We start from the raw sequence: 23,555 nt of genomic DNA, 5'->3' as shown, positions 1-23,555 counted from the left end.
AAAAAAAAAAACCGAGTCATTTCTGACTCGGTTTTCATTATTGTTAAAGAAGAATTATTTTACTTATTCAAAAATAACATCGCAAGTATATCAATACTTTACAAAGCAATGGTACAAATAAGGTACAAATAAATGATAAAAACCAATTAAAAAATAACAGAAACAAAGAAGTACAAAAAAGAAGACCGCTGTAAACATTACGATTACAGCGGTGTAATACTTTTTAATAACTAATGTTAATCAGTACTTATTGGATTATTTCAAAACGACACAATCATATCCTACGACAGTTATATAAAAAATACAACCTTAGGTGTTAGTATAGCATAATATATTAAAGAATATCTAATGAAATTTGAACTTCGTTCTGAACTGCAACTTGTGCAGCTACAGTTGTATATATGTCAGCCATGTTCTCCGGTGTCTCAATAGAAACAATTAAAGAATAACGCAGTTCTGAATCGTATTTTTCCTGTTTTTTAAGCTCTTTCCACCATCCAGAGGCGAGCGGATATACAGCCAATTTGTTACAAGATGCAATTTCGGCTGCAGAACCTTTCCAATAGTTGCTGTGTACAGATCCCTTAAAAACAGTATCTGCTCCGAGAGCCCATCTGCTGGATCCTGTAGCTTTTTCAATCAAACCATCTTCTAATCTCTCAACTCCCAGATTTTCTTTTAAAACATCCTGATTGACTTTATTAGTCCTTAATTTAAAATTAGTAAAATCTTCTCTAGGATTTATTAACGCAAACTTCAATGCGGTTGATTGATATGCATACTTAGTAGTGTAACCTCTATCACCCGGATTGGGTTCAACAAAATAAGACAACGTTATTTTTAAAGTTACATCTGCGGCGCCTAAATTCTCTAAAATCTCTTTAGGCCAGGGAAACTCATAATAATGTATCTGATTAGTTTTTACTTTTCCGTCTTCGAGCTTATATGGCGTTATTTTTTCTTCAGATATGAAGGTGAGATAATTACTCTGGCATTCTATTGCTTTTTGAAGGCTAGGCACACCATATCCTACAGTTCTGAGAAGCCTTAAAACATCACCTACTTTATTAACATCTATATTAAATTGATTAATCATTTCCTGAGTCCATGATGACGAATGTATCATTAATGCCCTGAGGGTTTCTTCCCAAGCTTCAGGATATACATCTCTGATTTTAGCCAAAAAGTTTGCTGCCAAAGCTGTAGCCGCGCTTGTGGCATTCATTGTCGTAAAATAATTTCTGACAGCGCTTCTTGTAACAGTCAAGATTTCTAGATCGTCATGACCTTCAACATCTCCATTATCAAGTAGTATCAAATTACCTGCTTCGAAAACAACTTCAGGCTTAATTGGCCAGTTTGCATCCCAGGAACAAGATGTTCTGCTGTATGGGGAAAGTTCAAATTTTTGGGCAACTGTAATATTATCCAGCAGGGTCTTTTCAGTATAACCTCCAACGCTAATTGCATTCCATGCCTGAGCTGGACTTTCCACCGAAAGATTTAAATTGCTTTCAGGATAATTTCTCCAGTTAAATTCTTCTCTTACATTACCTGCACTAACCAGAAATATTTTTTTATCATTCGAATCTTCACCAAAAATTATTCTGTCTAAAACAGAGGAATATGCTGAGGGCTTGCCGAATTCAACTTGAAAGTCAGTTGTAACGGCCATGCAGAATATTCGTTTATTTTCAGGATTATTTACTATCGCACGATTTACCGCGTCAAGTGTGATCAGTGGGAATTTATTGCGTTCATTCGGATAGTCCGGATGCAAAATTTTTATAGATTCCAGCTGATGATGGATGGACAATGCACTGTTATTTTCAAGAATTGAATTTAGATTTCCGTACAGAGCGACTCCGGCCATATTTGTACCATGCCCTAAACTATCATTGACTCCCCAGTTTGGATCTACGGTCAATCTGTTTGCATCATTCAGAGCAGGCGCAATTAAATGAGGACCATTGTTTACTCCTGAGTCCATTATTGAAATAAAATTATTGGTTCTCGTGAAATTAATCAAACGTAGTGCATCCTGTATCCATGCGTTATTTTCGGTCATACTCTGGCTGAGCCAGAACGTATTCAACTCTTCCGTTTTACGAATTTCAGCAATCAGACCAAATGATGCAACAAGCTCATTTAACTGTGTGTAATCAGCTTTTACAATTACAATACATCGTTGCGGAAAACTTAAAATTTCATCCAGCATCTCTACTCCAAAGAATTCGCATATCTCTTTTAATTTGGGAAGAGACGTTTCTAAATTTAAACTCTCAACAGCGAGCCATAACTCGCACCATATTGATGCTTCACGAGGTAGGGTTTCAATAGGACTGCTCCATAGATTTTCAATTGAAGATCGGTTAACCACTTCTATTCTATCTATTAAAGGCTGATTAACTGGCTTTCCGTTTTTATCTAAAGCAATATAGTCTTCAACCTTTTTGGTAAGCTTCCCTTTTTGGTTTTCGGGAATATAGAGAGTTGCAGTCTGCTGATTCGTATCTTTTTCTATCGATACGTTTAATAATACAGCTCCACTTGAGTCTAAAGATTCGATTTTTAAACTGTCATTAGCAGCACTCTTAAAAGTAAGGTATTCTCCATCTTTGACAGGTATACCCTGCTCTGATCTAATACGTACATCTTCTGTATGAGACTGCCAAATATCGCTTAAAGAATGTAATAGTGAATTTCCATGTGCATTTCTTTGTCTCGCAGGAAGATCATCTCCACCACCTCCCGTTGGAGGCGTTGTATAACTTTGAGATGTATGGACATCACTCACAAAAAGATGCGGTTTAGAAATTTCACTCATAATTATTATAAATTATAATTGACTTTTCTGTCCTTCATCATTTGAACTAATAATTTCTGAGTAACCAAATTTTTATCCATTAAAATTATCTCTTTCAGAGCATCATTACAAGCATTTGTAATTTCCGCATGAGATAATCCTTCTGCTGCCGCAACTGTTGATTTTAAACTAAAATCACCGAGAAACTTATGGAGTTTTAGTTTAATCAACTCCTCAATCTCATTTTTATTTGGTAAGTTATAGCTAATAATATCATCAAAACGTCTAAACAACGCTGAATCTAATATCTTTATATTATTTGTAGCACCAAAAATGATGCTCTCTGATGAATCCTGTTCGATGAACTGTAAAAATGAATTCAAAACTCTCCGCATTTCCCCAACTTCATTATCCCTTGCCCTTTCTGCTCCAATGGCATCAAATTCATCAAAAAGATAGACACCCCTATTTGAAACCATCATATCGAAAATCTGTCGTAACTTCGAAGCGGTTTCCCCCATATATTTGGTCATTAATTTATCCATCATAACAACATACAATGGAAGTTTTAATTCGCCAGAAATAGCAGAAGCCGTTGCTGTTTTACCTGTTCCCGGAAGACCTGAAAGCAATACTTTCCTGCGGTTATGCAGACCGTGTTTTAGAATTTTATCACGCTGTTTATACTCCCTGATAATCCTTGCTAACTTATTAGAAACATCACTGGAAAGTATTAATTCATTTAATCTATTTTCAGGGTAATATACCAGAACTAAATCGCTTAAATCTGGATTAATACGGATTACTTTAAATCCGTCAGTTTTTGATCGGTCAACTAAATCTTGTATTTCCTTCGCAATAGACATATGTCCTTGCCTGGCTTCGTGTGCAGCTACCTGAAGAGCAATAGAAGTGAATCTCTCATTGTCATTCTTATAATGAGACTGTAATAACGATTTTAATTGTTCTGCTGTTGCCATATCGCAAAAGTAATGAAAAAAGTCTTCAAATATATTTAATTATTTGTAGGTAATTTTGTAATTTATCCAGCCTTATAAGAAGGGAATTACACAAACCTCATTCTTCCCAGTGAATCCTTAATTTTGTGGTAGCGTTTCTCGTTCCAAAGGTCTGCAAATATATCCTGAACAATATCTTGCGCATTATCGCACGAGTCGCAGTATCTAAGGAAATGAATGAACATCATCTCATAATACTGGTCAAAAAGTATCTAGGCTGAAACAGCCCTTTCCTGTACTTTACTAAGATTTCGGAATCGGTCTGCTACCTAGAAACAAAATGTTACTGGACCATAAATTTTGAAGCTTTTGGTGTCAATATACTTATTTCAGTTTAAAAAAAATAAATACCATCGCTGTCTATTTCCCGAACAGACTACATGCAAATTTTTAAAAATCATCTATGAGATATGCGTTAATTCTATTTCCCTGATGGTCGGAGCGCCAAAATTCCGGCATAAAAAAAGCCGAAAACTAATTTCTAAATTTCTTTGCAGTTTTTTTTCTTCATCCGACATTAAATCCTTACCCCGAAAAAAGGAAATCAAAATTTATATCTTAAATCCTTTATATTATTGAGCCAGATAAAAACTGAATCCTCCGCATCCTTAACTTCTCCTTTATCATTGGTTCTTTGGCTGCTTGAAACCAGAGCACACGCTTTCCTTGCCCTTGTGACTCTCACATAATGGAGATTAAGGTCCTGCTGATAGCTTAGATATTCAGGGTTTTTCCAGTCTTTACCCTCTTTAGGCCCCATAGCCGGAAAAACCCATTTGTACAGATCCAGATGGATGACAACATCATATTCAAGCCCTTTCGATTTGTGAAGGGTCAGAATATTAATTTCATGGTCAGCTGCCGGTTCATACGACTTTAAATATGCAGGATTGCCCATCACTTCCCTTAGAAGGGTAATTGATTCGGTTCTGTCGCATCTGTCAGAATCAAATATAAGAATTCTAAGTAATTTAAAAGTTAAACTGCCAATTTACAAAATGATTTAAACATAGTTTTGCCGGGATTACCATCTGATTTTTTCCAAGCATATGCACAACCTCAATTCTGCTCAATGTTCGTCTGGCCGATTCAAAACTTTTAAAACCTAATCCGTTTTGTGTGCGCCATTTTATAAATCGATTGTCTTGTTTGATAATATTGTTAAGATATTTACACTGCCGGATTTTAATTTTTGAGAATGAACGTTTGTTATAGAATTTGATCGCTGCTGTATTAGAACCGCTTTTAACAATGTTTATAACTCTTGGCGCAGTTATTACCAACTGCTTTAATTAGAAAAGACTGAGCGCTCATTCTTTGTCTTCTTCTGGTCAAAAGAAAGTCAACCGTATTGCCTAATTTATCTACTGCTCGATATAAATAACACCAAATACCTTTTACTTTGATATAGGTCTCATCTAATCTCCAGCTCGCCCCCACTCTGCCTTTTCGCTTCTTCATCTCTGACTCAAGCAAAGGTGTAAACTTATAAACCCAGCGCTGAATTGTAGCATGATCCACAAGCACTCCTCTAATTTTCATTATTTCCTCAACATCACGGTAACTAAGTGTAAATCTTAATTTAAAATACACTGCCTGAAGAATGATATATTTTGGATAACAATGACCTTTCGTATTCATTTTTTGATAGGTTTAAAATTATAAAGATAAAGTTATTCCCAAATGCGACAGAACCCTTTTATTTGAATAAATGATGCATAAAAAGATATATAATTTGACTATAATTATTCAACAGTTACGAAACCACCTAAACCGGCATTATCTCCAACAGTTGTTTCAATAAGAATACTTAACTCTCTTTGGCCTTTTCCATGAGCAAATTGTACAATAAAATCAGTTTCAGCTTCGTCTTTTTTTACTGCCAATAGTTTCCTATCCAGCCAGATTTCGGCTTTTCCTTTGAGGTCTTTAAAAACAATCTTACCTCCATTATCCTGCTGCGCCTGATAAGGAGTAAAACTGTTTCTGTAAACCGCAAAATTGCCATCAACAAAAACTCGCAGCTGACCCGCAGTAACGGACTGCCAGCTGTTCATATCATTACCGGCAATCTCTTTGTTCGGATCTGGTTTCAAGGCACTTGTTGGTGACAAAAGCCATTTATCTAAAACCATATAGGGTTTTATAACTCCAACTGAAGGAATATCTGCAACAGCTTGAACTTCTAAAGAAAGTACAGCTGATTTTAACCCAAGAGAATTTGCTTTTAAAATTAATTTTCCATTTCCACCTTCTTTACTCTGAAGAATAACTTGTGCCAGACCATTAAACAGACTTCTTTTATTCCCTTTTTCCATTTCATGAGAATTAGGATCGCCATTTCCAAGTCCAATGATTTCACCTGAACCCTGAACCTCAAACTCAATTGGCAAATCTGCTGTCTGTACCGCCATTCCCTTACTGTCCAAAACTTCAACTGTCACTGGAACAGCATCCCAGCCATCACCTTTTATCTTATTTCGGTCTGGTGTTAATCTGATCTGTGCTGGCTTACCTGTTGTTTCGATGGTAAAATGTGAAACTTTTTTTCCGTTGCTATAACCAACAGCTTCTAATTTTCCTGCTTCATATGGAACTTCCCAACTGTTCATTTCATATTGATCAACTTTTTGTTCGCTTATCACTTTTCCGTTCAAAATCAATTTAACTTTTTCGGCGTTGCTCATCGCCATTACTTTTACAGGAGTTCCTGCTTTTTCCCAGTTCCAATGCGGCACTACCTGCAATATTGGTTTGTCTTTAATCCATTGCGCCTGATGAATATAAAAAGCCGTTTTCGGGAATCCGCACAAATCCATGATTCCAAAATTTGAACCAGCCGTCGGCCAGTCAAAAGGTGATGGTTCTCCATGATAGTCGAATCCTGTCCAGATAAAACATCCTAATAAATACGGACGTTCTGCGATAGTTTTCCAAGTTTCTCGATGTGTAGCACCCCAGCTTGCTCTTTGCGTATCATAAGCATCCAAAATATGTTTTGTCAAATCTGTGGTATAATTTCCGCGAATCATATATGCAGAAGCATCCTCAGAACTGGTCAATATCATTTCTGGGTGTTCTTTGTGGAATCGGTCATAATTATCCATTTGATAATTAAAACCAACCACATCAACTGCCTGCGAAACATTTATTGGTTCAAAAAGTCCTCCGTTTGCAGCAGCGGTAACAGGCCTTGTTGTGTCCAGCTTTTTGACTTCTGCACTCATTCTTTTGACCATTTTATAGCCAATTTCAGTTCCCTGCATGGGTTCTTCATTAAAAACCGACCATAAAATAATACTCGGATGGTTTCTGTCTCTGCGTACCATCCAGGTAAGCTGGCTCATATATTCGGACGAAGAATTGAAATTTCTGTTTTCATCCATAACCAGAATACCCAATCTGTCACAGGCATCCAAAAACTCTTTTGACGGCGGATTATGGGCACAACGGTAAGCATTTGCTCCCATTGCTTTAAGTTTTTTGATTCGAAAATCCCAAAGCGAATTTGGCACCGCCACCCCGACTCCGGCATGATCCTGATGATTGCAAACTCCTTTTAATTTCAATGGTTTGTCATTGAGATAAAAACCAGAATCAGCTGTAAAACGAATAGTTCTGAATCCGCAGGTTGTGGTTAAAGTATCTGTTATCTGCCCGTTTTCTTTAACAACAATTTTGACTTTATATAATATTGGATGCTCAACTGACCATAATTCCGGATTGCTTACTTTTAGCGATAAATTTGCAACTGTTTTATCAGTCGGAGAAGCTTTAACTGCTATTTCAGCAGCAGTAATTTCATTTCCTTTTGAGTCTACAAGAGTTGAAGAAATTACGCCATCTTTACTAAGATATTCGCTATTCTGAAGCGTAACTTCAACTGGAATTTCCCATTCAGAAGTACTCTTTTTAACCGGATTGGCAAATACTCCATCAGTAATGATATGCAGAGGAGAACGCTTTACCAGCCAGGTATGGCGGTAAATACCAGCACCTTCGTACCACCAGCCTTCCTGATCAACGGCATCTACTCGTATTGAAATAACATTGAGATCATCTCCATATTTGGCCATATCAGTCATATCGATGTAAAAAGAAGTATAGCCTGACCAGTTTCTGTGCACCACATTTCCGTTTAACCAAACGGTACAGTGCGTAGAAATACCATCAAATTGAAGTTCCAGATTTTTTCCTCTGTCTTTCGGATCGATTTTAAAGGTACGTCTGTACCAGCCAATGCCGCGTTTGCGATATCCCTGCGCAAGATTGGCAGTAGAATCAATTTTTCCTTCAATAGCCCAGTCGTGAGGCAGATCTAGTATTCGCCAGTTGGTATCATCATAATCCGTTGCCGCCGCACCGCCTGCTTTTCCAGCTTTTGCATTAAAATAACTTTCCAAATGCCCTTTCACTTCCGGAAACGGAATATCTCCCAAATGAAATCTCCAGCCTTTATCCAAAGAAAGTTTTTCACGATAATTTGAAAGAGAATTCGACTGTGCAAAACTTGTTAAGCTTAACAAAGAAAAAACGAAGGTTATAATGAGTTTCATATTCTTAATTTTAAAATGATGAAATTTGTAAATTGAAGGCTTATTTTAGCTCAAATAAAGCTGCTAAAACATCACGCGAATTACCACCTACATAAACTTTGAATTTTCCTTTTTCCAGGATTGAATTTCCATTTTGATCGAAAAAAGAAAGATCATCGGGAGTAATTTTGAATTCGACAGTCGTTTTTTCTCCTGTTTTCAAAAGCAGTTTTTTAAAAGCTTTCAGTTCCTTTACCGGGCGCACTATTGAAGCCGTTACATCCTGAATATAAAGCTGTACTACTTCTTCTCCGTCATATTTACCTGAGTTTTGAAGATCTACAGAAACTGATAATAAACCTTTTTCATCCATAACTGGAGCAGACGTTTTTAAATTACTGTAGTTAAAAGTCGTATAACTCAAACCAAAACCAAAGGGATATAAAGGTTCGTTTGGAATATCATGAAATCTGGAATAAAAATCAGTTGGCTTTTCTTTAGCATCAGGTTCACCAGCGGGACGCCCCGTATTGAAATGATTGTAATAAACCGGAATCTGCCCCAAAGAATAAGGAAAACTCATTACCGTTTTTGCCGATGGATTGTATTTTCCTGATAAAACTTCTGCAATTGCGTTTCCGGTTTCTGTTCCTAAAACCCAGCATTGTACCAGTGAATCGCTCAAACTTTGGACTTCATTTAAAATCATGGGTCTTCCAGAAGAAACGAGCGTAATAATTGGTTTCCCCGTCTTTTTTAAAGCTTTTAAAAGTTCTACCTGACCTTGGGGAATAGCAATATCAGCCAATGATTTATCTTCACCCGATAAATTACCTGTAATTCCGATATTTATAATTACAACTTCTGCATTTTCTGCATTTTTTACTGCCTGATTTATTAATTCGGGAGAAGTCGAATTATCCTGTTTATAGCCATCGACAAAAGTTATATTTGAAAACTGTTTTTTTAAACCCTCATAGATAGTTACGCAGTCATGGTCATCAGCACTGGCTTTCCACATATCGACCATATCTGGTTTGCTATTGGCATAAAAACCAATCAAAGCAATCTTCTGATTTAGATTTTTAAGCGGTAAAACTTCGTTATTGTTTTTTAGAAGCAGAATGCTTTTTTTAGCTGCTTCTCTGGCAACCTTTCTGTTTTCTGCATTAAAAACATTTTCTTTCTCACGTTTTTCATCCAAAAACTTATAAGGATTTTCAAATAATCCCAGTTTGAATTTATAATACAAAATCGCTCCAACAGCTTTGTCCACTTCTGCTTCAGTTAATTTTCCTTCCTTAACTAATTCAGGCAAAAAAGCAATGGCCGTTCTGCTCTCCATATCCATCATGCTTCCTGCTTTAAGTGCTTTGTAAACCGCATCTTTTTTGTCTTCTGCATAGCCGTGGGCAATCATTTCTGCGAAAGCATTCCAGTCGCTTACCACAAATCCTTTAAAACCTAATCTGTTTTGCAGAATATCGGTAAGCAGAAAAGAATTTCCGCTGGCAGGAACCCCATCAAAAACATTGAAAGAAGTCATTACCGTTGCTGCGCCAGATTTTATAGCGGCTGTGTAAGGCGGCAGGTATTTATTGTAAAAAGCAACTCTGGAAACATCTACATTATTATATTCCCTTCCCGCTTCTACGGCTCCATAAACGGCAAAATGCTTCACGCAGGCCAAAATATCAAAGACACCATCCAAATTTCCCTGAAAGCCTTTTACCCTTGCCGCTGCAATTACAGAACCATAATATGGGTCTTCTCCTGCGCCTTCCATTACACGTCCCCATCTCGGATCATTTGAAACATCGCACATTGGTGCAAAAGCCCAGTTTAAGCCAGATGCAGCAGATTCTTTTGCAGCGATTCTGGAATTCTGAAATACCTGTTCCATATCCCAGCTGCAGGCTTCTGCAAGCGGAATTGGAAATAATGTTCTGTAACCATGAATAACGTCAAAACCAAACAAGAGCGGAATTTTTAAACGGCTTTGTTCTACTGCAATTTGTTGTACTTTTTTGATTTTAGCAACGCCAAGTGTATTCAGAAATGATCCAATTTTTCCCTGTCTGACAAGATATAATTTTTCCTGCTCTCCATCAACCTTATTATCAGGACCTGTAAACATTCCGTAATTTATTTGGTTGAGCTGCCCGGCTTTTTCTTCTAAAGTCATTCTGCCCAATAAATCTTTTACGCGTGTTTCTATTGGCGCATTTTTATCCAGGTAAACTGCTTTTTTAGTTTGCGAAAAGGCAATAGAAGTTGTGGACAACATTAGCACAGCGGTTACTGTTATCCTTTTATGAACTATTAACATAATTTTTGAAATTAGAAATCCTAAAAAAAAATCAGAACGGCTTTCTTAAGGATTATGAACTGAAAATTAAAATGTCATTTATTTCTATTATTGTTCTACCCAAAATTCAACGGCAAGATCTGGAACAATAGGATTTAAAGTTTTAGGTGATAATATACCAACTGAGATATCTCTTTGATAAGGCGTATAGCGATATCCTTTGAATTTTTTATAAGATTTAGTTTCAATATTAAATTGAAAAGGTTTTCCAGAACGGTTAGTCAGAACAATAACCTGTTTTCCCTTTGGAGTTTTGTAAGCCATTATTCTGTTATCTTTTAAAATCGTAATTTCATCAACGGCAAATCGTTTAGAATCCCAAGGCATATACTTTAGAAAACCTGCAATGGCATTAAAATTCTTTTGAAAATAATCCCAATGCCCTTTCTGAACATTTTCAAAATGATTGAAATTATTATCATTTTCGGGACGCCAGACACCTAAAGCAAAACTTTCTGCTTCTTCGTTAGTAGTTGGTTTCAGCGCATGTAGCCAAAACCATGTCGGAGAATTGGCAAATGTCATCCAATTCATAATTGTCTGGGCGGTATTGACGAAATTTCCGTCGCTTACCACATCGTTTTTGGTATAATTAAAATACTCAAACTCGTTGGTAAAAACATATTTTCCGTCTGTATTGCCGCTGTATTTTGCCGTTTCATCAATCAAAATATTAGAGTTTGAACCAATACGATGCAAAACCCAGGCATCAACATATTTTAAGGCTTCAGGATCTTTTTTGATTTCCTGCGCGATAAGCCCCAATTGTCCGTCCCAAGAATCCGTCATTATAATAGCTTCCGGAAATGCTTTTTTAATTTTTGGTGCAACGGCTTTAAACGCTTTATAATACACCTCAGCATCAAAATAATCTGTAGTAGAGAATGATTGGTTAGCCATTTTATCATTCGGATCAAACGGTTTTGCAGGCGGAGCAATATATCCTTTCGGCTTAACATGCTGTCCAGCTTCATTCTGCAGACCCCACATTTTTACTTTTAGTCCGTTTTTATCTAAAAAATTCGCATCATCAACTAATGCATTTCCAAAATCATCTAAAAAATCAGGTTCAGTACTTTTTAATGTTCCTCCGATAAAAGAATTATTTGATTTCCAATACGGTGCAAGCGACCAGTATTCTAACGAAATACCTTCCATTCCTGAACCTTTCATCAATTCTTTCAAATCATTTAGCTGATTTGGATATCTTTCCTGAAAACGCTTGCTCTCTTTATCCAAACCTCTAAAATAAAGTCCCATCGCCAGTCTGCAGTAACGAAATCCTTTCAGCATATCTTTATAAAGCCTTTTTCTCTCAGACTTTACCAGATTATTCGGAATTGCGATAACCTCATCTGGAAGTCCAATGTTTCCTGAACCGATAGCATCGTTCTGGATCTCAATTCCCAAACCCCAAATGGTCTGTTCGGGTTTGTCCAGACGAATTTTGTAATTGCCCTGATCCGGCTGCTGCGCCCATAAATGAGAACCTGCAGCCAAAACGGTAATCAAAAGTGTTTTTTGTATGATAGTATGTTTATTCATAACATCTTATTTCATAGATCTGTGCCGAAGGATCTCCATTTGTTGCATTTACCTGCACTCTAAGCTGAGCCGTTTCAATGCCTTCAAAACTGTATTTTACTTGTCTTTGGAAATTTTCTTTTACAGTTAAAACAGTTTCCCATTTACTATCTTTAAAAGCTAAAATTTCAAAGTCTTTCGGACATTGCGGATCCTGATAAAATGGTCCGTATGCGTGATATTCTCTCAGCAGATGTCCTGGAAAAGTCAGTTCTACTTCTTTAATATTTTTTGTATTTTCCCAAGTTAATTGTAAATACTGAGATAACGGCAAATTAGGATCTGATTTCCATAAATTTGTAAAACGATGTGGTCTAGTAACCCCGCTGATTACATTTTGAGGCCCAAAGCAAGGCTGTGGCGGATTCACTTTGAAACTTAACGTTTGCCCATTTCCAAATCTTCTCATTTTCTCAGCACTGATCTGATACATTGCCATGTGTCCCGATTCAATTTTTCCTGCGCACAACCATTCCAATTCTGGATTTGGTAAAATATCCAGACGAACAAATTCGCCAGCTGGAGCATTATCTAAATTAACAGGCCATTCTACCCAATGTAATCCCGGTTCTATGGATAATTCCGCTTCCGCTAAAATTTCGCCTCTATTTACGCTGTAATCCCAGATATGCTCTGACTTTTTTAGTTCGACAGAAAACTGCTGTGCTTTATCTGAATTATTTCGAAGGCAAACTTCAATTTTATTTATTTGTTTTGAACCAACAGCGATCAACTGGCCTTTTCTGTATTCTAATTTTTCAATTTCATATTGCGGCTGATCTTCCCAAATTTTGAGGCCTTCATGAGAGCCTTTGCTTTCTGGGCCTGCACCAAACAATAAAGCTTCACTGCTAGCCGTTATTTTCGCTTTAAGCGCAATATCTTTTTCATCTTTATTGGCATAATTCGGAAGAAAACATCCGTCACGTAATAACTGCTGCTGAATTTCCTCAATAATTTTAACAGGCGCTTCCGTTATCGGCAGATTATTCTGTTTGGCAATAGCCACTGCTGTTCCTGCTGCCTGTCCCATAAGCGCCGTGGTATTCATAACCCTTACCGTTCCAAGAGCGGCATGCGTAACACTTACATTTCTTCCTGCCATCATTAGATTATCCATGTCTTTAGCAATCAAACTTCTCAGCGGAATTCCATAAGGTCCTGCATAGCTTTTTACGGCATATTCTGAAAACGTAGAATAGTTCTCATTACTTGCGGGTTCACTGTTTGCAGCTAATAAACCTCCGGGAGTATGAAGATCGATAAACCAGCCTCCAAAAGCGATTTCATCATCAAAAACGGTACAGTTCTGCGGATCATGTTCAGTCATAAGATACTGCCCCATAATGCGGCGGCTTTCTCTTTTTCCTGGAACCTGACCTACCCAGTCCAAAGCGTATTCTTTAACAATTTCCTTCATTTTAGGATCTTTGTTTTTCATCCAATCCCAAACTCCAAGCGCGTGACGTGTCAATTCGTGTCTAATGGTTTCATTGTCTGTAATTGTGTTGTACGGAACTCCGATTTCAATCCACCAATAACCTCCTTTTTTTTGTTTTGGAGGTCTTCCCTGCTTGTAAAAGAAACTGGCATCTTCATAATGCATTGCCCAGTCTGGCGCTTTATAACTGCATTCTTTTCCGATATATTTTGTTTTGAAATGAATGGAACTTCCCATTACATCTTTGCTTGCTGTTTCTGGTGCGTGAGGTTCGTTAAATTCGCTTTTAGCTTCGCTTCCCAAACGGAATTCACAGCCTGCTAAATCAGCAACAATTCCGTCTCCTGATGCATCTATAAAAGTATCTGCTTCAAATAAAATATCAGTTTCTGTGTTTTGCACTCTGCCTTTTACACTTTTAATAGTACGACCTTCTTTTTCTACTTCAAACACATCAGTATTTACTTTGATCGTAAGATTTGGCGTTGATTGTGCGAGATTGTATAAAGTTAAATCCCAAATGCTGTTTGTCCAGCCATTTTCGAAAATTTCTTCGTGATTTGCTGCACGCTCGGCTATCAATAACTCCGAAATAATTCCTGTTTCTCTTGCGTAAGCATGAAATGCACAAGCTCCATGAGGAGTAACACGTATCTCGGATGAACTGTTTCCGCCAAAAACGGGACGATTCTGAATGATACAGGTTTTAGTGCCTAAACGTGCTGCCGCAACAGCCGCACAAAAACCAGCCAAACCGCCTCCAACAACTACCAGTTCATATTTTTCTTTTAAAGTCTGCATTTAAATTGATTTTATAAGTAGATTTTTTTTGTTTTTAAATTTTAAGCTCAACAGTATGACAGCACTTAGAATAAGTAATACTGCGGCAAATATTCCGATAAGGATTTGAGAATGGCCTGTAGAAAATGCCATAAGGCCAAACATAATTAATGCTAAAACACCAATGCTGTATCCTAATAACTGAGCAGGAAAAATGGCAATTTGGAAATCGCTTTCTGAACTTGGTACTTCCTCCTTAACAGTTAATTTTTCTTGAATTTGTTCAAATCCAATATCCATCGTCTTAGAACCAAACTCCATAATTGCCAGGACGATTAAAGGAACAAAAATTCCAACCCCTACTTCAAACAGCTGGCTGTTGGCATGGTAAAGATTCATAATGAAATTATTTGATTTTATGAAAATAGCCCCTTTCAACACAATTGAAACAACTACGGTAATTCCGGTTGACCACCATATCGAACTTTGTTTTATTTTTCCGAAATACAAACCCCAAAGCATTGGAAGCACCATAGCCACTACCAGTAAACCGGTAATAGTGAGGATAATCTGCTCTGCCCCTCCGAAATAAGGAATGCATACGGCAATTGCCATTATTAGAAGTCCTATTAGAAGAGAACTTATCCTTCCTATAAATACAACTTGTTTTTCGCTGGCATCAGGCGCAATGATATCTTTATAAACACTGTTTGTAATCGCTGCTGCATAAACATTTATTTCTCCGTCGATGTAACTGGCAGCTGATGAAAACATCGCGGCAACCAGTAATCCCATAAGGCCCGGAGGCAGTACCCAGGCGCAGGCCATGATATAAGCCTGCTCCGGGGCTGTATCAGGATGTGCAACACGATAGATGATTGGGGGAAGCATCCATACAATTGGACTTATGATATACAGCCATCCAAACAAATTTGAAGATTTACGGGCATTTTTAGGACTGCTCACCGCTAAAAACCGCTGAACAAAAACCCACTCCCCGCCTAATTTAAACGTATGAACAATAACCCAGCCGATTAGAAAAAGCCATGTGAAATTTCCTGATACGGGAGAAAGAAAATCTTTTGGCAATTGATCAATCACACTGGAAACACCGCCTGCTTTCTGAATGCTTAATGGCACAACAAACAAAACAGTCATCGTCAGTACCACAAACTGCACGGCATCGATAATCAAAACGGCCCATAAACCACCGCTGACGGCGTACATCAGCATCAGAAAACCTGATATGATAATGGTATAGGTAACCGATAGTTTATGCGTCTGGGGATCTGCCAGCCAATTATCCGGAGATAACGGTATGAGGGAGGCAACCACAACGGCGAAAGAATAGAGGGCAACCCCCATAGCAATGATTTTAAAAAGCATGCCGATCCACGTATAAAACTGCACTGCCCCCTGCCCGAAACGAATGGCAACATATTCCCCAACTGTACTGATATTAAGCGATGCCCATTTTTCGGCAAAAAACTTTCCAACCAAAAAAGAAGCAATTCCCGAGCACATCAATATGCTTACTGCAACAAATCCCTGTTTGTAAGAGATTCCGCCCCAGACCACAAATGTACCGGCAGAAAATGCGCTCATAAAGGCCGATAAGCCCGAAAGCCACCACGGAGACTGTTTTCTAACCGCAAACATATCCTCAGATGTTTTATTGCGTTTTGAAAGGATACCGCCGATAAGCAAGATACCGGCAGCGTAAATAATAAGTATGATATAATCTATTAATTCCATTTAAAGTAAATTATAATTTTAATCTAATTTAGTAATTTGGATTTTGTGTCAAATTAGGATTAACAGTTATTTCAATTGCAGGAATTGGCCATAAATATTGTCTGCCAGCATCAAATTTTCTGGTGGTGAAATTTTTAGCCGCTCCTGTGGCAATGTATGGGGTATAATCCGGGATGCCATCTGCATCAATTACGGGTGCACCGGCAAATGGGAATTTAGCTTTATGGATAGCATTGCCAGGAACTGGATCAGGTATACCTACACCAGGCTTGTTTAATGCTTTCTCTGCAATTTTCCATCGGATAAGGTCCATATATCTTAATCCTTCAAATGCAAATTCAACTCTTCGTTCACGGCGTATAATAGTGCGCAATTCTGTCTGATTGGTTGTAGTTACAGCAGGATATAATGTAGTCTGCCCTACCGTTTTTCCATAAGCTCTTGCTCTGACAGTATTTAGGTAAAGCAATGTAGTGGCGTCAATAGTATTCATTTCAATGTCAGCCTCGGCATAAGTCAAAAACATTTCTGCGTAACGGATAATTTTCAAATCATTGTCTTCTAATTTCCTGTCAGCCCAAGACTGATCAATACCTTTTTTCCATAAAAAACCTGAAAAACTGGCATTGATAGCATTTGCACGATTATCGTTATTTGTTACCATTGCATTATCACTTATTCTTCTTACTTTTAAAGAATCTGGATGAGGCTGGTAAATATAACCAAGCCAGATAGAACTAAAAGGAACAATGGTCTGCGCTAAACGCGGATCCCTGTTTGCAAATGGTTTTTGGGGATTATAAAGCGGAGATTTATCCACAGGCAGACCATCTGTACATTCGTAAGAATCCACTAATTCCCAAGTTGGGAATTTAGCAGCAAATCCACCGGCATTTCGAGCGATATGGTCTGGTGCAGTAAAACCATCGGAAACAACCCCATTGGCCTGGTCCCTTACTACGGTTAAAATATTTTCTTTGCATTGTTCTCCCGGCTTTAAAAACAAATCACGATAACTTGGATACAGCGTATATACATTTAAATCTATAACAGCTTTAGCCGCTGCTTTGGCAATGTCATATTTTCCCATATATAAAGCTGTTCTTGCTTTAACGGCCAGCGCAGTACCGCTTGTAAAACGCTGTATCGCACTAGCATTGTAAGAGGCAGGCAGGTTTGCAGCTGCAAAATCTAGATCTTCAAAAATAAATTGCAAAACAAGATTTTTATCTGTTCTGGTAAAAGAATACGATTCAGCTAAGGTGATCGGTGTTTTAATTAACGGCACATCACCAAAATGTGTAATTAACCTTGAATATTGATAGGCCCTGGCTAATTTAGCCTGCGCTTCAAAAGAGGCTAAGGCTGCTGCTGAGGTATTTCCGGCAGCTCTGTTTAAACTGGCAATTATGGTGTTGGCTCTTGTGATTATTTTATAGGCATCTGTCCATAATTTTTGAGCATCGGGATCACCGCTGTTCATGGTACCGTTAATTACAGCATTTGGATTGGCTCTATATAAATAATTATCGCTGTACTCTTCCTTATCATTCTGGATAAAGGAGAACCGGTACAAATCATTCACAGCAATCGTAAGCTCAGTTTCGTTGGAATAAAAGTTACCACTCGATGGATCTGATAATGGATTATAATCTAATTCCTGACAGCTGGTAAAGAACACCAGACATAATGCAGTTAAATATATTGAAATTTTCATGATAATTAATTTTTAAAATTTAACATTTAAACCTGTCATAACGGTTTTAACAATTGGATATGAAATAGCATCTACTTCAGGATCTGAACCTTTTGGAAAATGGCTGATCGTAAATACGTCGTTAGCTGCTAAATACAGGCGAAGTCCTTCCAATCCAAGCTTATCAGTGATTTTTTTACTAAAATTATATCCCAATGTGATATTTTTAATTCTTACATAGCTGCCATCAACCAGCCAAAAATCAGACATGGCATAGTTATTTCCACTGCTTGCATTAGACAATCTTGGATATTCTGCGGCTGCGTTTTGCTCCGCTGTATTGTTGACGCTCCAGAATTTGCCATCAATCAGTGTCGGCACATTCCCAAAAGTTTCCTGAAATGGCTGTACTGCATAATTGCTAAGTCTTACCTGTTGTTTGCCTACTCCATAAGCAACAAATGAAAAATCAAAAGTTTTATAAGTCAATCTGCCATTAAAACCGAAGGTGTAGCGTGGCAATGATCCACCCAAAATAACCCTGTCTTTGTCAGGCGTTATTTTGCCGTCTCCATCAATATCCATGTATTTGACATCTCCAGGTTTTACACTGGCACTTGTAACCGGAGAGCTTGCAACTTCTGCTACTGTCTGGAATATGCCGTTTGATTTATATCCATACCAAGCTGCAAATTCCTGTCCTTCAATATTTGATGTATCTCCTAATATAGAAGTTCCTTTCAAATCATCAACATTTGTTTTAGCATCGGCTAAATTCGCTCCTAAACTGTACTTCCAGTCCGATCCGATCTTGTCTGACCAATTAACAGTCACTTCAAAACCTTTTGAGCTGACTTTCCCTGCGTTTTGAAAAGGCGCATCATACCCAAGATAAAGCGGCACATTTAGTTTGAGTAAAATATCCTTAGTCTGCCTGTAAAATACATCTCCGCTTACAGTCAGCCTGTTATTTAAAAAAGTTGCATCTAAACCAATATCTGTACTTTCCTGTGTTTCCCATGTAATATCGTTAACTGCATAATTAACCTGAGAACCAGAAGTTGGAGCAACCACTGCACCATTTTGATAGAATAAAGCATTATACAAGTTAATAGTTGCCTGATAAGGATAATTTCCTATACGCTCGTTACCTGACTGTCCCCATGAAGCTCTAAACTTCAAAAAATCAACTCCAAATTCTTTAACTGATTTAAAAAAAGATTCTTCAGAAACCGTCCATCCCGCTCCCACAGAAGGAAAGAAAGCCCATCTTTGATCAGCATTAAATCTTGAAGATCCGTCATAACGACCACCTGCCTGAAAATAATATCTATTTTTGAAATTGTAAGATACCCTTCCAAAATAAGAACTTAGAGCCGTTTCATAAGCAGAGCCTCCATTGTCTCTGAATGCTAAAAGCCCAGCATCTAGATATGGAAAATTCGATAATGTATAGGTTGCGCGAGAAGCCGTTATACTTTCATTGTATGAGTAATTATTTTCATATCCCACAGTGGCATCTAAATTATGTTTCTCACTGAAGGTATTTGCGTAATTAGCAATAAACTGTCCATTAAATCTATAAAAGTAAGGTCTCTCTTCTCTCAGCGAAGAAGAAGCCGGCTGCTGTCCCACGGCAACTTTTTTCGAAGGATCTAAAGCATCAGTGAATTCAACTACTTTGATGAACTGTTTATTTGACGAAAAAATTACTGTTGGAGCAGCCTGACCTGTAATAGTCAGCCCCTTAAAAGGCTTGAAATTCACAGCAATACGACCTGTTAGATTATTCACTATATCCTTTTTAAAACCGCCGTCGCTGATTTGTGCCAATGCATTACGCCCGTCCTTACCAAGTGCAAATCTGCCATCCGAATAATAATCATCATAGATTGCAGGCATAACTCTGGCATCCAAAAAAATGTTATTATTGAAAATATTAACATCTTTACTTTCAGTTCTCACCACACTCATATCAAAACTGGCACTCAGTTTATTGCTAAATTTAAAATCATTATAAACTCCCGCGTTTAATTTTTTAAAACCACGGTTATCATACAATGCCTCACTGGAAGAATACCCAAAAGCGGCTCTTGTTTTAACATTTTCAGATCCCGATGAAAATGCAAGGTTATGAATAATCCTTGGCGCATTATTTTTAATAATAGAAGACTGCCAATCGGTATCAGGATACAAGTCAGGATTAGCTGCATTATTAGCTTTATAATTATTAATGGTAGCTTGTGAATATAAAGGAGCGGCACCGTCATTAGCCAAATACTCATTATATAACTGCATATACCTGACAGCTCCCATTGAACCTGGCTGGTTTACTGGAGTCGCCTGTGCATATTCATAACTATAATCAAAACTGGTTTTTCCAGATTTTGCTCTCTTGGTAGTAATCAATAAAACCCCAGCAGCTGCCCTTGATCCATAAATGGCTGTAGATGCAGCATCTTTCAAGGCTGTTATCGTTTCTATATCTTCAGGATTCAGGTAATCAATATTTCCTGACGGCACGCCATCAACTATTATAAGAGGATCATTTCCTCCCGTATCTCCTAATGTAGTTACCCCACGAAAGCGGATTTTTGATTGCGAACCAGGAGCAGCGCCATTTCTTGTTACCGTTACTCCTGCCATTTGCCCTTGCAAAGCATCAGAAACTTGAACTGTTCTTCGTCCAGCTATTTCCTGAGACTTAACCGTTGCAATTGCTCCTGTCAAATCTTTCTTTTTAGAAGAACCGTACCCGATTACTACAATTTCCTGCAATTCTTTACTAGAAACCTTTAATACTATATTAAGGTTCGTTTGTCCTGATAAGGGTATTGTCTGAGTTTCAAAACCCATAAAAGAAGCAACAAGAATATTTCCTTTTTCAGCTTTAATTTCAAATTTTCCATCAAAATCGGTCGTGGCACCAATTTTTGTTCCTTGGATCTGAATCGTTACACCTGGAATGATCAATCCAGACTCATCTTTAATAATTCCTTTAACAGAATTTTGTGCGTACATATTCATACAAAGCAAAAAGCCTGTAATACTTAAAACGCAGCGAAGTTTGAGAAAAAAATCGTACATAATTTGTTTTGGTTTAGATTGGTTAGTAAATTTTTAATATTGATATTTTAGAGCCAAATATTAAAAGTTCTGAGCCAAATGTAGAATTTAAAGCACATCTAAGCAACGTGTAAAATTGCGTATCAATCGTTTTTTCTATCTCAAACGTTTGCAGTATCGTTTTCGATAGATAGAAAATTTCTATCTTTGAAAAATATTTTGAATCCAAAATGCCATGCCGAGAGTTAAATGCCCTAAATGCAGCAAAGTAGAGACTGTTTTAAAGTCAGGATTTATCCGACAAAAACAGCGTTATTACTGTAAAGAATGCAACTATAATTTCACTTTAAATCATGAAAGTAGAAAAGCAAAAAATAAGACGAAGAAAAATTATCAGACAACAATAGTCGATATCGGGCAGGCAATGGGAATTTCGGCTACGACTGTCAGCCGTGCATTGAGGAATCATCCCGACATCAGTCCTGCAACAATTTTAGCAGTAAAACAGGTAGCTGTAGAAATGGAATACCGCCCTAACCTTCTTGCCCGAAATTTTGCCAATAAGCAATCACAGACAATTGGTGTTATTATCCCGCATCTGCAGTCTACTTTTTTTTCTTCGATGCTTGGAGGGATTCAGAAAATTGCTTCAAAAAACGGCTTTAAAGTCATAATATGCCAGTCGAATGAAGATTATGACACCGAATTAGAAAATGTACAAGTACTGATGGACAGTCGAGTTGACGGTCTTTTAATCTGTCACTCCTCCAGTACTATTCAATTTGATTATATAGAATCATACAGCAAAAGAGGAATTCCTATCGTCAATTTCTACCGCATCAATCCTATAAAAAGCATTTCAAAAGTTTTAGCAAAAAATACGGAAGGAGCAGAAAAAATCACCAACCACCTTTTGGAGCAGGGATGTAAACGTATAGGAATCATATTAGGTCCTAAATCTTTATCCATTACAGAAGAACGTTTGCTTGGCTATCTGAATGTCTTAAAAAAGAATAAAATTAAAATAGACAAAGAACTTATTGCTTATACAGATTATTCGAATATAAGCATTAACGGAGTGGTAGATGACTGGCTGAATCTAGATCAAAGACCCGATGCAATTTTCTGCATTTCAGACCGATCTGCCATATATGTAATCAAACATCTTAAAAAAAGAAAGGTTAAAGTACCTTCAGATATTGCTGTTGCCGGTTTTGGAAATGATCTGATGGGGGAATTAATAGATCCGCCGCTTACTACTTATAATATACAAACTTCAGTAATCGGTGAAACTACAATGCAAATGTTTTTACATCAATATAATAATGATTCTGAAACAGAAACAAAGATTCAAACAATAGACGGAGATCTTTTAATAAGAGAATCAAGCCTTAAGAGAAAAAACCAATAAATAGAAAGTCATTAAATCACTTTCTTGTAGATTGTCTAATAATCAGCTTCGGCCTAAATGAATTCTTAATTTTACGGTCAGGTGTATCCATGATAATATCATTAATTAGTATTTCAGCCGCAAGTTCTCCAAGTTTATGAGGATTTAAATCTATAGTTGTTAAAGAAGGATTCAGATAATGCGAGAAAGAATCATTCCCACATCCCGCTACAGCCAGTTCATTAGGCACGTTAATCTTCTGATGGCTTAAATAATGTATTATTTCTATTGCTCCTCTGTCATAAATACAAAAAACGGCATCTGGTTTTTCTTTTTTATGGAGTAATTGTGAAACAGCAAAAATTTCTCTTTCACGCTGCAGATCACAATAAATTATATTTTCTTTTCTAATTTTTATACCTGCCGATTCTGCTCCGGCCATACAGCCTTCAACTCGTTGTCTGCTCATAATTAAATTCTCAGGACCTGCAATAATCGCAATATTTTTATATCCTTCCTGAGCTAAATGTTCGCCAATCATAAACCCCGCAACAAACTGATCATTTGAAACAAAATGAGTATCAAGACCTAAAAGTTCTCTGTCAATTGCCAAAAGCGGAATGTTATTTTTAACAATGCTATGGTGTTCTGTAAAATTACTGGTCTCTTTAGAATGTACAATAGCGATACCGTCAACATTCAGCCCGATAAGAGTTTGAATTCCCTTAATCTCATCCATGAAAGAATCTTTTGACTGGCAGGTAACAATAAAAAACTTCTGCTCAATTGCCCTCTCCTGCATACCGCTAATGATTGAAGCATAATAACCTCGTTCAATATCGGGAACAAGAACTCCTATAATATTGCTTCTATTGCTTTTAAAGTTCTGAGCAAAAAAATTAGGCTGGTAGCCAAGGTCTTTTGCTGTATCTCTGATAATCTGTTTTGTTTTTTCTGTGATATCCGAATGATCTTTTAAAGACCTTGAAACAGTTGAAATTGAAAACCCCGTTTTCTCAGAAATATCTTTTATTGTAATCATTTTCTTCTTCATTTCACAAATATAATGATTTGTGCAAATTTTAATTTCGTTTGCGCAAAAAAAATCATTTATT

At 37.2% G+C, this 23,555-nt stretch carries 12 protein-coding genes and 1 pseudogene; 1 reads left to right on the top strand and 12 read right to left on the bottom strand.

Annotated elements, in window-relative coordinates; translation table 11 throughout:
- Positions 1–334: 334 nt before the first annotated feature.
- From QMG60_RS13090 to QMG60_RS13040, 11 genes and pseudogenes are all read right to left on the bottom strand, one after another.
- Entirely contained in the window at positions 335–2,827 is a 2,493-nt protein-coding gene (locus QMG60_RS13090; RefSeq protein ID WP_281865206.1) for a S8 family peptidase, read from the bottom strand.
- A gap of 5 nt (positions 2,828–2,832) precedes the next feature.
- Entirely contained in the window at positions 2,833–3,786 is a 954-nt protein-coding gene (locus tag QMG60_RS13085; RefSeq protein ID WP_281865205.1) for an ATP-binding protein, read from the bottom strand.
- A 583-nt stretch (positions 3,787–4,369) separates the two neighbouring features.
- Entirely contained in the window at positions 4,370–4,723 is a 354-nt protein-coding gene (locus QMG60_RS13080; protein ID WP_281865204.1) for a 3'-5' exonuclease, read from the bottom strand.
- A gap of 80 nt (positions 4,724–4,803) precedes the next feature.
- Positions 4,804–5,466 (bottom strand): annotated as a pseudogene (locus QMG60_RS13075) (IS6 family transposase).
- 104 nt (positions 5,467–5,570) lie between these two features.
- Positions 5,571–8,381 carry a beta-galactosidase GalA gene (gene galA / locus QMG60_RS13070; RefSeq protein ID WP_281865203.1) on the bottom strand — a complete coding sequence of 937 codons (2,811 nt, stop codon included), beginning with the start codon at positions 8,379–8,381 and terminating at the stop codon, positions 5,571–5,573.
- Positions 8,382–8,421: 40 nt separating this feature from the next.
- Positions 8,422–10,689, bottom strand: coding sequence for a beta-glucosidase BglX (gene bglX, locus QMG60_RS13065; RefSeq protein ID WP_281865202.1), 2,268 nt, complete (start codon positions 10,687–10,689; stop codon positions 8,422–8,424).
- Between the two features lie 87 nt (positions 10,690–10,776).
- Complete coding sequence (locus QMG60_RS13060) at positions 10,777–12,273, bottom strand: hypothetical protein (RefSeq protein WP_281865201.1); 1,497 nt, start codon at positions 12,271–12,273, stop codon at positions 10,777–10,779.
- The gene (locus QMG60_RS13055) at positions 12,266–14,554 is read right to left on the bottom strand and encodes an FAD-dependent oxidoreductase (protein WP_281865200.1); all 2,289 of its coding nucleotides are present in this window, start codon (positions 14,552–14,554) and stop codon (positions 12,266–12,268) included. The genes QMG60_RS13060 and QMG60_RS13055 overlap by 8 nt, the downstream gene beginning before the upstream one ends.
- Positions 14,555–16,288: a hypothetical protein gene (locus tag QMG60_RS13050; protein WP_281865199.1), complete on the bottom strand. Its 1,734-nt coding sequence runs from the start codon at positions 16,286–16,288 to the stop codon at positions 14,555–14,557.
- A gap of 28 nt (positions 16,289–16,316) precedes the next feature.
- The gene (locus QMG60_RS13045) at positions 16,317–18,005 is read right to left on the bottom strand and encodes a RagB/SusD family nutrient uptake outer membrane protein (RefSeq protein WP_281865198.1); all 1,689 of its coding nucleotides are present in this window, start codon (positions 18,003–18,005) and stop codon (positions 16,317–16,319) included.
- A gap of 12 nt (positions 18,006–18,017) precedes the next feature.
- Entirely contained in the window at positions 18,018–21,071 is a 3,054-nt protein-coding gene (locus tag QMG60_RS13040; RefSeq protein ID WP_281865197.1) for a TonB-dependent receptor, read from the bottom strand.
- 214 nt (positions 21,072–21,285) lie between these two features.
- Between QMG60_RS13040 and QMG60_RS13035 the strand changes: the two genes are divergently transcribed.
- The gene (locus tag QMG60_RS13035) at positions 21,286–22,461 is read left to right on the top strand and encodes a substrate-binding domain-containing protein (protein ID WP_057118522.1); all 1,176 of its coding nucleotides are present in this window, start codon (positions 21,286–21,288) and stop codon (positions 22,459–22,461) included.
- Between the two features lie 16 nt (positions 22,462–22,477).
- On the opposite strand, the gene QMG60_RS13030 is transcribed toward QMG60_RS13035, so the two are convergent.
- Positions 22,478–23,482 (bottom strand): LacI family DNA-binding transcriptional regulator, encoded by a 1,005-nt coding sequence (locus QMG60_RS13030; protein WP_281865196.1) that lies wholly within the window; start codon positions 23,480–23,482, stop codon positions 22,478–22,480.
- Positions 23,483–23,555 lie beyond the last annotated feature (73 nt).

This window comes from Flavobacterium sp. GSB-24 (assembly GCF_027924665.1).
In the GTDB taxonomy this organism is placed as follows: Bacteria; Bacteroidota; Bacteroidia; order Flavobacteriales; family Flavobacteriaceae; genus Flavobacterium.
This window is presented reverse-complemented; position numbering and strand designations above follow the sequence as displayed.